Annotated in this window: 15 protein-coding genes; 3 read left to right on the forward strand and 12 right to left on the reverse strand. The window is 72.1% G+C overall.

Translation table 11 applies throughout. The features are described 5' to 3' along the window. Window positions 1-100 precede the first annotated feature (100 nt). Complete coding sequence (locus AMK25_RS01385; RefSeq protein WP_073825300.1) at window positions 101-463, forward strand: VOC family protein; 363 nt, start codon at window positions 101-103, stop codon at window positions 461-463. Between the two features lie 6 nt (window positions 464-469). Here AMK25_RS01385 and AMK25_RS01390 read toward each other — a convergent pair whose 3' ends face one another. From AMK25_RS01390 to AMK25_RS01415, 6 genes are all read right to left on the reverse strand, one after another. Continuing rightward, on the reverse strand, window positions 470-913 hold the full coding sequence (locus AMK25_RS01390; protein WP_073825304.1) for a hypothetical protein: 444 nt from the start codon (window positions 911-913) through the stop codon (window positions 470-472). 74 nt (window positions 914-987) lie between these two features. Next, window positions 988-1,362: a GntR family transcriptional regulator gene (locus AMK25_RS01395; RefSeq protein WP_073825307.1), complete on the reverse strand. Its 375-nt coding sequence runs from the start codon at window positions 1,360-1,362 to the stop codon at window positions 988-990. Beyond that, window positions 1,359-2,300, reverse strand: a complete 942-nt coding sequence (locus AMK25_RS01400) for a YhjD/YihY/BrkB family envelope integrity protein (RefSeq protein ID WP_073825311.1) — start codon at window positions 2,298-2,300, stop codon at window positions 1,359-1,361. The genes AMK25_RS01395 and AMK25_RS01400 overlap by 4 nt, the downstream gene beginning before the upstream one ends. Before the next feature lie 56 nt (window positions 2,301-2,356). Next, window positions 2,357-2,944 (reverse strand): 2'-5' RNA ligase family protein, encoded by a 588-nt coding sequence (locus AMK25_RS01405; protein ID WP_073825315.1) that lies wholly within the window; start codon window positions 2,942-2,944, stop codon window positions 2,357-2,359. Between the two features lie 22 nt (window positions 2,945-2,966). Then, window positions 2,967-3,992: a tryptophan--tRNA ligase gene (gene trpS / locus AMK25_RS01410; RefSeq protein ID WP_073825318.1), complete on the reverse strand. Its 1,026-nt coding sequence runs from the start codon at window positions 3,990-3,992 to the stop codon at window positions 2,967-2,969. 33 nt (window positions 3,993-4,025) lie between these two features. Then, window positions 4,026-5,042 carry a hemolysin family protein gene (locus tag AMK25_RS01415; RefSeq protein ID WP_241826208.1) on the reverse strand — a complete coding sequence of 339 codons (1,017 nt, stop codon included), beginning with the start codon at window positions 5,040-5,042 and terminating at the stop codon, window positions 4,026-4,028. A gap of 180 nt (window positions 5,043-5,222) precedes the next feature. Between AMK25_RS01415 and galE the strand changes: the two genes are divergently transcribed. Together galE and galK are read left to right on the forward strand one after the other, a co-directional pair. Continuing rightward, entirely contained in the window at window positions 5,223-6,209 is a 987-nt protein-coding gene (gene galE / locus AMK25_RS01420; RefSeq protein WP_073825326.1) for a UDP-glucose 4-epimerase GalE, read from the forward strand. Next, window positions 6,206-7,357: a galactokinase gene (gene galK, locus AMK25_RS01425; protein WP_073825330.1), complete on the forward strand. Its 1,152-nt coding sequence runs from the start codon at window positions 6,206-6,208 to the stop codon at window positions 7,355-7,357. Before galE ends, galK begins: the two co-directional genes overlap by 4 nt. A gap of 97 nt (window positions 7,358-7,454) precedes the next feature. Here the strand turns inward: galK and AMK25_RS01430 are convergent, their stop codons facing one another. The 6 genes from AMK25_RS01430 to AMK25_RS01455 form a co-directional block, all read right to left on the reverse strand. Continuing rightward, window positions 7,455-8,756 (reverse strand): sulfate adenylyltransferase subunit 1, encoded by a 1,302-nt coding sequence (locus AMK25_RS01430; protein ID WP_073825334.1) that lies wholly within the window; start codon window positions 8,754-8,756, stop codon window positions 7,455-7,457. Next, window positions 8,756-9,667 (reverse strand): sulfate adenylyltransferase subunit CysD, encoded by a 912-nt coding sequence (cysD, locus tag AMK25_RS01435; RefSeq protein WP_073825338.1) that lies wholly within the window; start codon window positions 9,665-9,667, stop codon window positions 8,756-8,758. Before cysD ends, AMK25_RS01430 begins: the two co-directional genes overlap by 1 nt. A gap of 79 nt (window positions 9,668-9,746) precedes the next feature. After that, window positions 9,747-10,580 carry an inositol monophosphatase family protein gene (locus tag AMK25_RS01440; protein WP_073825341.1) on the reverse strand — a complete coding sequence of 278 codons (834 nt, stop codon included), beginning with the start codon at window positions 10,578-10,580 and terminating at the stop codon, window positions 9,747-9,749. 39 nt (window positions 10,581-10,619) lie between these two features. Next, window positions 10,620-11,210, reverse strand: coding sequence for an aminoacyl-tRNA hydrolase (pth, locus tag AMK25_RS01445; RefSeq protein WP_073825345.1), 591 nt, complete (start codon window positions 11,208-11,210; stop codon window positions 10,620-10,622). A 100-nt stretch (window positions 11,211-11,310) separates the two neighbouring features. After that, window positions 11,311-12,006 carry a 50S ribosomal protein L25/general stress protein Ctc gene (locus AMK25_RS01450; RefSeq protein ID WP_073825349.1) on the reverse strand — a complete coding sequence of 232 codons (696 nt, stop codon included), beginning with the start codon at window positions 12,004-12,006 and terminating at the stop codon, window positions 11,311-11,313. A 284-nt stretch (window positions 12,007-12,290) separates the two neighbouring features. Further along, window positions 12,291-13,271 carry a ribose-phosphate diphosphokinase gene (locus AMK25_RS01455; RefSeq protein WP_030501163.1) on the reverse strand — a complete coding sequence of 327 codons (981 nt, stop codon included), beginning with the start codon at window positions 13,269-13,271 and terminating at the stop codon, window positions 12,291-12,293. Window position 13,272 lies beyond the last annotated feature (1 nt).

The following is a 13,272-nucleotide window of genomic DNA, read 5'->3' on the forward strand; positions in this document are numbered from 1 at the left end:
GCCGACCCCTTGTGGTGGGGGGTGAGGTGGTCCCGGCCCCTCGGGAGTCCGCTCCCGGGGGGCCGGTGTCCATCCCGGCAGCCCGGGGTACCACCGGGGGATGACAGCACGCGTGGCGCAGTACACCCTCGACGTCAGCGACCTGGACCGGATGGCCCGGTTCTGGTCCGCCGCCCTCGGCTACACGGTCTCGCAGGGCGACGACGGCAACGCGAAGCTCTACCCGCCGTCCGGCCGGCCCGGCCCGACCGTCTGGTTGCAGGGCAGCGGCACCCCGAAGCACGGCAAGAACCGGCTCCACCTGGACCTGGTCGCCGACGAGGGGCAGACGGCGGAGGTCGAGCGGCTGATCGGGCTCGGCGCCCGGCTCGCCGACGTCGGGCAGACCGGCGCGGAGGGCTTCGTGGTGCTCGTCGACCCGGAGGACAACGAGTTCTGCGTGCTCGACGGGCCGCCGCGTTGAGCGTCCTCAGCCGCCCTTGGCGGTGAGCAGCGCGGCGATCCGGGCGAACCCGGCCCGGATCTCCTCCCGGTCGGGCGGATTCGCCGGCTCGGGCTCGGGCTGCCGCTCGGCTGCCAGTTCCAGCTCCTCGTCGATGACGTCCTCGAAGTCGCCGTACAGATCGGCCTGGTCGATCTCGGCTGCCTCGTCCTCGGCGGCGATCTGCGCCGCGGCGATCTCGCCCCGGATCTCCTCCGGCGTGAGCGCCGGCAGCAGCGGCTCCACCACCGCCATCAGCTGCTCCTCGGCCACCACCGCCTCGGCCAGCGCCAGCGCGTGCGCCCGCTCGTACGGGCCGCAGACCACCGGCTCCCACTCGTCGTCAGCGCCGAGCGGGCCGAACGTGATGATCCACGGCAGGCCGAGCATCGGCGAGTCGTCCGGCAGGTCGAGTGTCACGAGTGCGCCCACCGGCCCATCATCGTCGGCCGGGCTTCGCCCGGGGACCGCATCGGCGGAGACTCTCCCCGCTCAGGGGACCGCGCTCAACCATGCGTGCCGGCGTCCAGCGCCGCACGGACCAGGGCGACCGCCCGCTCCGGCGGTACGCCCAGGCGGCGTGCCTCGGCGGCGTACCCGGCGGCGGCCTGCTGGAGCCGGTCGGCGGCGTCGTCCCGTCCCGGCGCGACCACCGTGCCGTGCCGGCCGCGCGTCTGGACCAGCCCGGCGGCCTCCAGCTCCCGGTAGGCCCGCGCCACCGTGTTCACCGCCAGCCCCAGGTCCGCCGCGAGCTGCCGCACCGCGGGCAGCCGGGTGCCCACCGGCAGCCGCCCGTCGCCGATCCGCGCCGCGAACTGCGCGCGCACCTGCTCGTACGGCGGCACCGCCGACGCGGCGTCGATCCGGATCCGCGCGCTCATCCCGCCCCTCCCGGCGTTCCCGGCTCGGTCTCCTCGTCGAGCACGTCCGCCTCCACGTCCACCTCCCGGGCCCCGCCCTCGGCCATGTCCACCACCCGGCCGTACGGGCTGGTCGCGGCGAGCGCCGCGCCGAAGAGCACCAACTGGTTGAGCAGGTAGAGGTAGAGCAGCAGGCCCACGGCGGTGGCGACCACTGTGTACGCCGGGTTCCGCTCGGTGCGTACCACGTAGTAGCGACCGACGGTGTTGAGCAGGGTGATCCCGATCGCGACGGCGAGCACCGCCGGTCGCAGCCGCCGCCGGCTCATCCGCAGCCGGGGCACTGCGAGCAGCATCGCGGCGGCGAGCACGGCGTTGACGAGCACGCTCAGCACCGCGCTGATCGTGGTCAGGCCCACCGAGCCGGTGCTGCGCAGCAGGAACCGCAGCAGCGACTCCAGCGCGTCGACGGCGGCCACCGAGACGAACAGCAGCACGAAGACGGCGACCAGCACACCCAGGTCGACAAGACGCCGCATCACCAGGTTGCCGGGCTGCTGGTTGAAGCCGTACATCAGCCGCTGCGAGGAGCGGATCGCCTCCACCCAGCCGATGCCGGTGAAGACCAGGATGACCAGGCCGACCACGCCGACGGTGTTGCTGCTCTCGGCGATCTGCGCCGGGTCGAGGAAGGGCAGGTTCTCTTCCAGGAAGTGGGCCGCCGCGCGGCTGACCTCCTCGTTGTCGCGCAGCACCGCGCCGAAGATCCAGTACGCGACCAGGGCGAGCGCGAACACGGCGAAGAAGCCGTAGTACGCGATGGCGGCGGCGAGCCGACCGGCGAGCAGGTCGGCGTAGAGCGTCCCGGCCCGCCAGACGTGGTCGAAGGCCGACGAGCGGCCACGCGCCGCGTCGATGCGGCGCCCCACCGCCGCCTCGATCCGGCCGAAGACGTTCACCCCGTCATCCTCGCCGATCTTCGCCCGCGGTGGAGGTGCCCCGGCCGGTCGGATGTTCAGCGTTGCCCGCCGAGCCGGAAGTCGCGGCGGGGCTGCCACCGGGTCGCCCCGCTGTGCGAGAACAGCGTGAACGCCTCCACCTGGAACAACGCGGAGAAGTCGGCCAGGTCCTCGTACGCCTTGTCGAGCACCTCGGTCGGCACGTCCTGGGCCACGGTGACGTGCGGGTGGTAGGGGAAACGCAGCTCGCGCCGCAGCTCGGGGGCCGAGTTGATGGCGGCGGCCAGCAGCTCGCACTCGCTGATCCCGGCCGCCACCGTCACGAACACCACCTGGGTGACCGGGCGGAACGTGCCGGTGCCCCGCAGGTGCAGGGTGAACGGCAGGTGCGCGGCGGCGACCCGGGCCAGGTGATCCTCGACGGCGGGCAGCGCGCGTACCGGGATCTCGGTGGGCCCGAGCAGGGTGACGTGCGCGGGGACGGCGGCCGGGTCGCCGGCCTCGACCCGGCGGCGGGTGAGCATCCCGCCCCAGGGCTCGGGGACGTCGACAGCGATCCCGATCTGGATCGTGTCTGCGCCGCCCGGCACCGCGTCACTGCCCGCCACGTTGCGCGCCACCCCTTCGGCCACCGGCTGCGTCACCCGTTTCCGCCCGACCGGGCCGCTACTCGAACCGCACCGGCGGGAAGAAACCGACCCGCTCGTACGCGTCACGCAGCGTCGCGGCGGCCACCACCCGGGCCTTCTCCGCGCCCCGCGCGAGCAGCTTGTCGAGCTGGGCCGGGTCGTTCAGGTAGCCGTTCGTGCGTTCCTGGATCGGGGTGACGAACTCGCGCACCACCTCGGCCAGGTCCTTCTTCAGGTCGCCGTAGCCCTTGCCGTCGTACGCGGCCACCAGGTCGTCGATGCCCCGCCCGGACAGCGCCGAGTAGATGGTGAGCAGGTTGCTGATGCCCGGCTTGCCCTCGGCGTCGAAGACGATCTCGCGGCCGGTGTCGGTGACCGCCGAGCGGATCTTCTTGGCCGAGCGGGCCGGATCCTCCAGCAGGTCGATGATGCCGGCCGGGGAGGACGACGACTTCGACATCTTGGCCGTCGGGTCCTGCAGGTCGGTGATCTTCGCGGTGTCCTTCACGATGTGCGGCGCGGGCACCGTGAAGGTGCGGCCGAACAGCGAGTTGAAGCGCTGCGCCAGGTCCCGGGAGAGCTCCAGGTGCTGCCGCTGGTCCTCGCCGACCGGCACCGCGTTCGCCTGGTAGAGCAGGATGTCGGCGGCCTGCAGGATCGGGTACGTGAACAGGCCGACGCTGGCCCGCTCACTGCCCTGCTTCTGCGACTTGTCCTTGAACTGGGTCATCCGGCCGGCCTCGCCGAACCCGGTGATGCAGCCGAGCACCCAGGCCAGCTGCGGGTGCTCGGGCACCTGCGACTGGACGAACAGCGTGCTGCGCTCCGGGTCGAGGCCCAGCGCGAACAGCTGCGCGGCGGCCACCCGGCTGCGGTGCTTGAGCACCTTCGGGTCGTGCCCCGCGGTGATCGCGTGCAGGTCGACCACGCAGTAGAACGCGTCGTGGCTGTCCTGCAACGCCACCCAGTGCCGCAGCGCGCCCAGGTAGTTGCCGAGGTGGAACGAGTCGGCCGTCGGCTGGATGCCGGAGAAGACGCGCGGGCGGGCGGGTACGTCGGACATGGCGGCAATTCTGTCAGCAAGCCCCGGCGTCCGTCATGACGGGCCGGTGGATCGGGCGGGTACGGGCGGAAGCGGACCGTCCACCTCACGCCGGGGCTCGGGCAGCCGCGCGGCGGAGACCGCCAGGCGGGACACCCGCCGTCCGTCGAGCGTCAGTACCCGCAGCAACCAGCCGGCCGGATCGGCCGGGACCGATCCGCTGTCCGGGTCGAGCGCCACCGGCACCTCGTCCCCGGCCACCGGCAGCCGGCCCAGCGCGGCCATCACGAACCCGCCCACCGTCTCGTACGGGCCGGCGGGCAGCGGCACGCCGGTCCGTTCGGCGAAGTCGGTCAGGTTGAGCCGGCCGTCCACGACGGCGGGCAGGCCGGCGGCCTCCGGTTCGAGCGGGCCGTGCTCCTCGTCCCGGATCTCCCCGACCAGTTCCTCGACCAGGTCCTCGCAGGTGACGATGCCGGCGGTGCCGCCGTACTCGTCGATCACCACGGCCAGGTGGTGGCCCTCCCGGCGCATCTCGGTCAGCGCCGCGAGCACGCGCTTGCTGTCCGGCAGGCGCTTCACCTCGCGGGTCAGCTCGCCGACCACCAGCGGCCGGTCGGGCTCCGGGCGCAGCAGCACGTCCCGCAGGTGCACCATGCCGACCACGTCGTCGTGCGTGCCGTCGACCACGGGGTAGCGGGTGTGCGGGTCGTCCCGGACCAGCCGCTGGGCCCGCGCCAGCGGCAGGGCGGCGCTGAGGAAGACCACCTCGGTGCGGGGCACCATCACCTCGCGTACGAGCCGGGCGCCGGCCAGCAGCACCTCGTCGATGATCCGGCGCTCGTCGGCGTCGAGCAGCGTGTTCGCCGCGACCAGATCGCGCAGCTCGGCCTCGGTGATCCGCTCCCGTCCGGCGACCGGGCTGGCGCCGAGCAGGTCCGTCACCAGCCGGGTGGCGCCGTCGGCCGCCCGCACCACCAGGCGGGCCACGGTACGGGCCAGCGGGCCGGGTTCGCGTCGGAGCCGCCCCGACGGACGCCGCCGGGGCCCGGGACCACCACCCTCCCGCATGAGAAGGATGGTAGACAGCGGCCACCGTGCGCCCGGGCCAATGTTCGGATCTGTTCAATCATGAAGGATTGTGATGGAATGGAGGCGGACTCAACTCGACAGCCGCGACACCGCCCCCGGCCGTAGGGTGATCGCGGGACGGCCGCCACGCGACGCGGCCCAGGCAGGAGGACGACCGACGTGAAACTGCTCGTCACCGGCGGCGCCGGCTACATCGGCAGCGTGGTGACCCGGATGCTGCTCGACCACGGCCACCAGGTGACCGTGCTGGACGACCTGCGCACCGGTCACCGGGAAGCCCTCGCCCCCGAGGCGACCCACGTCGACCTGCCGGTGCACGAGGCCGCCCGGGTGCTCACCCCCGACGCCGGGTTCGACGGCGTGCTGCACTTCGCCGCCCTGATCGCCGCCGGCGAGTCGATGATCCGGCCCGAGCTGTACTGGCACACCAACACCGTCGGCTCGATCGCGCTCATCGACGCGGTCCGCGCCGCCCGGGTGCCCCGGATGGTCTTCTCCTCCACCGCCGCCGTCTACGGCAACCCCACCGAGCTGCCCATCCCCGAGACCGCCGTCAAGGCCCCCACCAGCACCTACGGCGCGACCAAGCTGGCCGTCGACATGGCGCTCACCTCCGAGGCGATCGCGCACGACCTGGCCGCCGTCTCGCTGCGCTACTTCAACGTCGCCGGGGCGTACCTGCGCGACGGGCTGGCCATCGGCGAACGGCACGACCCGGAGACACACCTCATCCCGATCGCGCTCGACGTCGCCGCCGGGCGGCGGGAGAAGCTCCAGCTCTTCGGCGACGACTACCCCACGGTCGACGGCACCTGCGTACGCGACTACATCCACGTGGAGGACCTGGCGCGCGCCCACCTGCTCGCGCTCGACGCGGCCACCCCGGGCCGGCACCGCATCTACAACCTGGGCAACGGCAACGGCTTCACCAACCGGCAGGTGGTCGACGTGGTCCGCGAGGTCACCGGCCACCCGGTGCCGGTCGAGGTGGCCCCCCGCCGCGAGGGCGACCCCGCGGAGCTGGTCGCGTCCTCCGCGCTGGCCCGCGACGAGCTGGGCTGGACGCCGGCCAAGCCGACCCTGCACGACATGGTCGGCGACGCGTGGGCGTTCTACCGGGCACACGTCGCGGGGCAGCCCTCATGACGGTCGCCGACCGCGCCACCGCCGGCTTCCGGCAGCGGTACCGCACCGAGCCGGCCGGCCGCTGGGCGGCGCCCGGGCGGGTCAACCTGATCGGCGAGCACACCGACTACAACGACGGCTTCGTGCTGCCCTTCGCGCTGCCGCTGCGTACCGTGGTCGCCGCCGCGCCCGACCCCGACGGGCGCTGGACGGTCTGGTCGGAGCTGGACGACGAGCCGGTGGAGTTCGGCGCCGCGGAGGCCGACGAGCCCGGCGGCGTCGACGGCTGGGCCGCCTACGTGGCCGGGGTGGTGTGGGCGCTGCGCGCCGCCGGGCACGACGTGCCGGGCGCGCGGCTCGCCGTCGCCTCCGACGTGCCGGTCGGCTCCGGGCTCTCCTCGTCGGCCGCCATCGAGTCGGCGGTGCTGGCGGCGCTGGTCGACCTCGGCGGCCTGGACCTGCCCGCGCAGGCGTGGCCCCGGCTCGCCCAGCGGGCCGAGAACGACTACGTCGGCGCGCCCACCGGGATCATGGACCAGTCCGCCGTGATCCGCGGCCGGGAGGGGCACGCGCTGTTCCTCGACTGCCGCACCGAGGAGGTCGAGCAGATCCCGTTCGACCTGGACGCCGCCGGGCTGGCCGTGCTGGTGATCGACAGCCGGGCGCCGCACCGGCACGCGGACGGCGAGTACGCCGCCCGGCGCCGCAGTTGCGAACGGGGCGCCGCCGCGCTCGGAGTCGCAGCGCTGCGCGACGTCGACGTGGCCGACCTCGACGCCGCGCTGGCCCGGCTCGACGACGAGACCCGCCGCCGGGTCCGGCACGTGGTCACCGAGAACCAGCGGGTGCTCGACACCGTCGCGCTGCTGCGCGCCGGCCGGGTCCGCGACACCGGTCCGCTGCTGACCGCCTCGCACGCCTCCATGCGCGACGACTTCGAGATCACCGTGCCGGAGATCGACACCGCGGTCGAGGCGGCGCTGTCCGCCGGGGCGTACGGCGCCCGGATGACCGGCGGCGGCTTCGGCGGCTGCGTGCTCGCCCTGGTCGACGCGGACGCCGCCGACCCGGTGGCCGCAGCCGTCACCGAGGCGTACGCGAAGCGCGGCTTCACCGCCCCCGGCACGCTCACCGTCCGCCCCGCAGGAGGCGTAACCCGCCTGGGCTGAGGTGTAAGGAAGGGCCCCTTATTAACGCCTGCGGTAGAGGAAGGGCCCCTTGTTAACAGTGAGCTGTTAACAAGGGGCCCTTCCTTACACGCAGGGGTCAGCCGGCCTCGACGATCATGCCGGCGCCGACCGTACGGTTCGTGGCCTCGTCGATGATCACGAAGCCGCCGGTGGTGCGGTTGCGGCGGTACTCGTCGGCGAGCAGCGGCACCGTGGTCCGCAGCCGGACCCGGCCGATCTCGTTGAGCTTCAGCTCCCCCACCGTCTCGTCCCGGTGCAGCGAGTTGATGTCCAGCCGGTAGTGCAGGCCGCGCACGATCGCCCGCGCCGAGCGGGTGGTGTGCTTGATCGCGTACCTGCCGCCGACCTGCAACGGGCGGGTCTCGTCCATCCAGCAGACCATCGCCTCGATGTCCTGCACGGCCATCGGGGCGTTGTTCGGCCGGCAGATCATGTCACCGCGGGAGATGTCCAGCTCGTCGGTCAGCCGGACCGTCACCGACATCGGCGGGAACGCCTCGTCCACCGGGCCGTCGGCGGTCTCCACCGCGGCGATACGACTGGTGAACCCGGACGGCAGCACCATCACCTCGTCGCCCGGCTTGAGCACGCCCGAGGCCACCTGCCCGGCGTAGCCCCGGTAGTCGGTGACGGTGGTGGACTGCGGCCGGATCACGTACTGCACCGGGAACCGCACGTCGACCAGGTTGCGGTCCGAGGCGATGTGCACCCGCTCCAGGTGGTGCAGCAGGGACGGCCCCTCGTACCACGGCATGTTCTCCGAGCGGGTGACGATGTTGTCGCCCCTGAGCGCGGAGACCGGCACCACGGTCAGGTCCGGCACGTCGAGCTTCGCCGCGAACGCGGTGAACTCGTCGGCGATCCGCTCGTAGACCTCCTGCGACCAGTCGACCAGGTCCATCTTGTTCACGCAGAGAACCAGGTGCGGCACCCGCAGCAGCGAGCAGAGGAACGCGTGCCGGCGGGACTGCTCCACCAGGCCCTTGCGCGCGTCCACCAGGATCAGCGCCAGGTCGGCGGTCGAGGCGCCGGTGACCATGTTCCGGGTGTACTGGATGTGCCCCGGGGTGTCGGCGATGATGAACTTGCGCCGCGGCGTGGCGAAGTAGCGGTACGCCACGTCGATGGTGATGCCCTGCTCCCGCTCGGCGCGCAGGCCGTCGGTGAGCAGCGCCAGGTTGGTGTACTCGTCGCCACGCGCCGCGCTGACCGCCTCGACCGCGGCGAGCTGGTCGGTGAACAGCGACTTGGTGTCGTAGAGCAGACGGCCGATGAGCGTCGACTTGCCGTCGTCGACGCTGCCCGCGGTGGCGAACCGCAGCAGGTCCATCGGCCGCGCGGTCTCGCTCTCGGCCGGCGCCAGGGTCTCGACGCTCATCAGAAATAGCCCTCTCGCTTGCGGTCCTCCATGGCGGCCTCGCTGACCCGGTCGTCGCCGCGGGTCGCGCCGCGCTCGGTGATCCGCGTGGCGGCCACCTCCTCGATCACCTTCTCCACCGTGTCGGCGTCCGAGCGGACAGCCGCGGTGCAGGAGGCGTCACCCACGGTCCGGTACCGCACCTGGGTCTTGAACGGCTGCTCACCGGCGCGGGCCCGGAAGAACTCGTTCACCGCGTAGAGCATGCCGTCGCGCTCGATCACCTCGCGCTCGTGCGCGTAGTAGATCGACGGCAGCGGAATCCGCTCCCGCGCGATGTAGTGCCACACGTCCAGCTCGGTCCAGTTCGACAGCGGGAACACCCGGATCGACTCGCCCGGGTGGTGCCGGCCGTTGTACAGCGCCCACAGCTCCGGACGCTGGTTCTTCGGGTCCCACTGGCCGAACTCGTCGCGGAAGCTGAACACCCGCTCCTTGGCCCGCGCCTTCTCCTCGTCGCGCCGGGCGCCGCCGAACAGCGCGTCGAAGCGGTGCTTCTCGACCGCCTCCAGCAGCACCGGCGTCTGGATGCGGTTGCGCATGCCGTCGGCGGACTCGCGGACCAGGCCCTTGTTCAGCGCCTCCGGCACGCTCGCCACGATCAGCTGCAGGCCCAGCTCGGCCACCCGCTGATCGCGGTAGTCGAGCACCTCGGGGAAGTTGTGCCCGGTGTCCACGTGCATCACCGGGAAGGGGATGTTGGCCGGCGCGAACGCCTTCTGTGCCAACCGGAGCATCACGATCGAGTCCTTGCCGCCGGAGAAGAGCAGCACCGGCCGCTCCATCTCGGCGACCACCTCACGCATCACGAAGATGCTCTCCGCCTCGAGGGCGTCGAGGTGCGACACCTGGTACGCGGCGGGGGACGTCATGACACGAACTCGATTCGCACGGATCCGTACATCGGATTCCAGACCTTTCAGGTCGGACTCGTGAAGAAGAACGCTCAGGTTACCCGGAATGCCGCTGCAACGCTGCAAGCAACCGACTCGCGAGATCCTTGCGGCAGACCAGCAGATCCGGTAGGCGCGGGTCGGCCCCGTTGTATTTCAGCGCAGAACCGTCGATCCGGGAAGCATGCAGACCGGTGGCCGTCGCCACAGCGACCGGAGCGGCCGAATCCCACTCGTACTGACCGCCCGCGTGGATGTACGCGTCGACCTCACCGGTGACCACGGCGGCGATCTTCGCGCCCGCCGAGCCCATCGGGACCAGATGAGCGCCGACGTCCTCTGCCAGATCGGTCAGGAAAACCGGCGGACGGCTACGACTGGCCGCCAACCGGATGACCCGGCGGCTGCCGCCCACGGCGGCCTCCACAGTCATCGGCGGGTAGGCCGGCGGATGATCCGTGCCGAGCACCCGGTGCTGGGCCGGCAGGCCCACCGCGCCCGCCACCAGACCGTGCGGCGTCGACGCGGTACGCGACCAGAGCGCCACGTGCACCGCCCAGTCCGCGCGCCCCTCCTCCGCGTACTCCCGGGTGCCGTCCAGCGGATCGATGATCCAGACCCGGTCGGCGGTCAGGCGGGACAACGCCTCGCTCGTCACCTCCGCCGTCCAGGCCAGCCGCGAACCCTCGTCCTCCTCCGACAGCACCGCGTCCGCCGGCCGCCACCTCGCCAGCTCGGTGCGGATCAGGTCGTGCGAGACCTTGTCCCCGGCCGACCGGAGCGCTCCCGCGTCGGCGAACCCCAGCTCCGTACGCAACGCCGTCAACGCCTGGCCGGCCCGCGACGCCAGCCACCGGGCGAAGCCGCCGTCGATCATCGGAGGAGTGCCCATGATGCTCCCGTCGCCCCTTCGCTCCGTCACCCGAACCGGTCAGCCCCCGTGGTACAGGTTCTGCGTCGGCTCCACACCCTTGAGAACCACCGACTCCACCACGTCCGCCGCGCGGTCCACCAGGAACTCCAGCTCCTTGCGCTCCGCCGGGGAAAAATCCGAGAGTACGTAGTCAGCCGGGTCCTGCCGGCCCGGCGGCCGGCCGATGCCGAACCGCACCCGCACGTAGTCCTTCGTACCGAGCGACTTCGACATCGAACGCAGGCCGTTGTGGCCGCCCTCGCCACCGCCGCACTTCACCCGCACCTGCCCGTACGGGATGTCCAGCTCGTCGTGCACCGCGATCACGTGCGCCGGCGGGATCTTGTGGAACTGCGCCAGCCCGGCCACCGGACCGCCGGAGAGGTTCATGTACGTCAACGGCTTGAGCAGCACCAGCTTCGGGCCGCCGAACCCCAGCCGCCCCTCGGCGGCCTCGGCCATCGCGCGCTTGTGCCGCCCGAACTTCGCGCCCACCCGGGCCGCCAGCAGGTCGGCCACCATGAACCCGACGTTGTGCCGGTTGTTCGCGTACTCCCGGCCGGGGTTGCCCAGGCCGACCACCAGCCACGGTCCCGCCTCGTCCGTCACCCGACGTCCCTTCCCGCTCGCTTCCCCGACCAGCCGTCCCGATACGCCGACAGGCGCCCCCGGGAACCGGGGACGCCTGTCGCACAGCCTTGCGGACCGGTCAGGCCTCGGTCTTCGCCTCGGCCGGGGCCTCCTCGCCCTCGGCGGCCGGAGCGCCCTCGGCACCCTCGGCGGTCTCCTCGCCGGCCTCGGCCTCGGCCTCCTCGGTGGCCTCCTCGACCTCGGGGAGGGTGGCCTCGAGCTGCTCGGCGGTCGGAGCGGCGGTCACCGACGCGACAGCGGTGCTGTCGTCGGTGGCCAGCTCGACGCCGGCCGGCAGCTCGACGTCGGCGGCGGTGATCGTGGTGCCCGGCTCGGCGCCCTCGATCGACGCCTCCAGGTGGTCCGGCACCTTGGTCGCGTCGGCCGTCACCGACAGCGTGTCGTGGTCGTGCACGATCAGGGTGTCCTTCGCGGCCTCACCGGTCAGCTGGACCGGGACCTCGACGGTGACCTTCTCGCCCCGGCGGACCAGCAGCAGGTCCACGTGCTCGAAGGTGTCCTTGATCGGGTCACGCTGGATCGCCTTCGGCAGCGCCAGCACCTGCGTGCCGTCGCTGACCTCGATGGCGAAGAGCTGGTTCGCGCCACCCTTACGGATCGCGGCGGCGAACTCCCGCGCCGGAAGCGCGATGTGCTTGGGCTTCTCGCCGTGGCCGTACAGCACGGCGGGCACCTTGCCGGCCCGGCGGGTACGACGGGCACCACCCTTGCCGAACTCGGTACGGGGCTCGGCGCTGATCTTTACCTCGGACACGGGGAAACTCCTGATGCTTCGCTGCGGCGGCTTGTCGTCTGGCGGTGCTGGGGCGAGGGGCTCGCTGGGGCTAGGGTCATGAACGACCGCCCGGAGCACCGCGTCGATGACGGCGCCTCCGTGCGGTGCTTGTCAGCAGCCCGCCGGGCACCCTCGCCGTGGCAACCGCACCAGTCTACCCGAGGGCTTTCCCGGCTTTCCGGCAGTCCCCCATATCACCGCCGCGCCTGTTCCGCAGGGCATCGGCCCGGCCGCCGGACGTGCCGGCGACCGGACCGCGACGATCAGCTCAGGCCACCGAACAGGGTGGTCACCGAACCGTCGTCGAAGACCTCACGGATCGCCCGCGCCAGCAGCGGGGCGATCGACAGCACTGTGAGCTTGTCCAACTGCTTCTCCGACGGCAGCGGCAGCGTGTTCGTCACGACGACCTCGCTGATCGGGCTGTTCTTCAGCCGCTCGGTCGCCGGGTCGGACAGCAGCGCGTGCGTCGAGGCGACCACGATCTCCGCCGCACCCTGCTCCTTGAGGATGTCCGCCGCCTTGGTGATCGTGCCACCGGTGTCGATCATGTCGTCCACGATCAGGCACACCCGGCCCTCGACCTCACCGACCACCCGGTTCGCCACGACCTGGTTCGGCTTCAGCGGGTCACGGGTCTTGTGGATGAACGCCAGCGGGCAGCCGCCCAGCCGGTCGGTCCACCGCTCCGCCACACGGACCCGGCCCGAGTCCGGCGCCACCACAGTCATCGGCCGGCCCGCGTACTTGTGCTCCACGTACTCGGCCAGCACGTCCATGGCGAACAGGTGGTCCACCGGGCCGTCGAAGAAGCCCTGGATCTGCGCGGTGTGCAGGTCGACGGTCAGGATGCGGTTCGCGCCGGCCGTCTTGAGCAGGTCGGCGATCAGCCGCGCCGAGATCGGCTCCCGGCCGCGGTGCTTCTTGTCCTGCCGCGCGTACGGGTAGAACGGCAGCACCACGGTGATCCGCTTGGCCGAACCGCGCTTCAGCGCGTCGACCATGATCAGGGTCTCCATGACCCAGGTGTTCACGCCGTGCGTCACGGACTGCACCACGAAGGCGTCCGAACCACGAACCGAGTCCTTGTACCGGACGAAGATCTCGCCGTTGGCGAAGTCGTACGCGTCGGCCGGCGTCGGCGCGACGCCGAGCACCTCACCGATCTCCTTGGCCAGCTCCGGAAAACCCCTCCCGGAGAAGAGCATCAGGCTCTTGCGGTTTTCGGCGACGATGCTGCCCATG

The organism is Micromonospora sp. TSRI0369 (genome assembly GCF_001905625.1).
In the GTDB taxonomy this organism is placed as follows: Bacteria; Actinomycetota; Actinomycetes; order Mycobacteriales; family Micromonosporaceae; genus Micromonospora; species Micromonospora echinospora_A.

Excerpts from the sequence above, each read along its gene's own strand:
- AMK25_RS01430 (WP_073825334.1), bottom strand. The coding sequence starts at position 8,756 with ATGAGCGTCGAGACCCTGGCGCCGGCCGAGAGCGAGACCGCGCGGCCG.
- AMK25_RS01395 (WP_073825307.1), bottom strand. The coding sequence starts at position 1,362 with ATGAGCGCGCGGATCCGGATCGACGCCGCGTCGGCGGTGCCGCCGTAC.
- cysD (WP_073825338.1), bottom strand. The coding sequence starts at position 9,667 with ATGACGTCCCCCGCCGCGTACCAGGTGTCGCACCTCGACGCCCTCGAG.
- trpS (WP_073825318.1), bottom strand. The coding sequence starts at position 3,992 with ATGTCCGACGTACCCGCCCGCCCGCGCGTCTTCTCCGGCATCCAGCCG.
- AMK25_RS01440 (WP_073825341.1), bottom strand. The coding sequence starts at position 10,580 with ATGGGCACTCCTCCGATGATCGACGGCGGCTTCGCCCGGTGGCTGGCG.
- galK (WP_073825330.1), top strand. The coding sequence starts at position 6,206 with ATGACGGTCGCCGACCGCGCCACCGCCGGCTTCCGGCAGCGGTACCGC.
- AMK25_RS01415 (WP_241826208.1), bottom strand. The coding sequence starts at position 5,042 with ATGCGGGAGGGTGGTGGTCCCGGGCCCCGGCGGCGTCCGTCGGGGCGG.
- AMK25_RS01385 (WP_073825300.1), top strand. The coding sequence starts at position 101 with ATGACAGCACGCGTGGCGCAGTACACCCTCGACGTCAGCGACCTGGAC.
- AMK25_RS01455 (WP_030501163.1), bottom strand. The coding sequence starts at position 13,271 with ATGGGCAGCATCGTCGCCGAAAACCGCAAGAGCCTGATGCTCTTCTCC.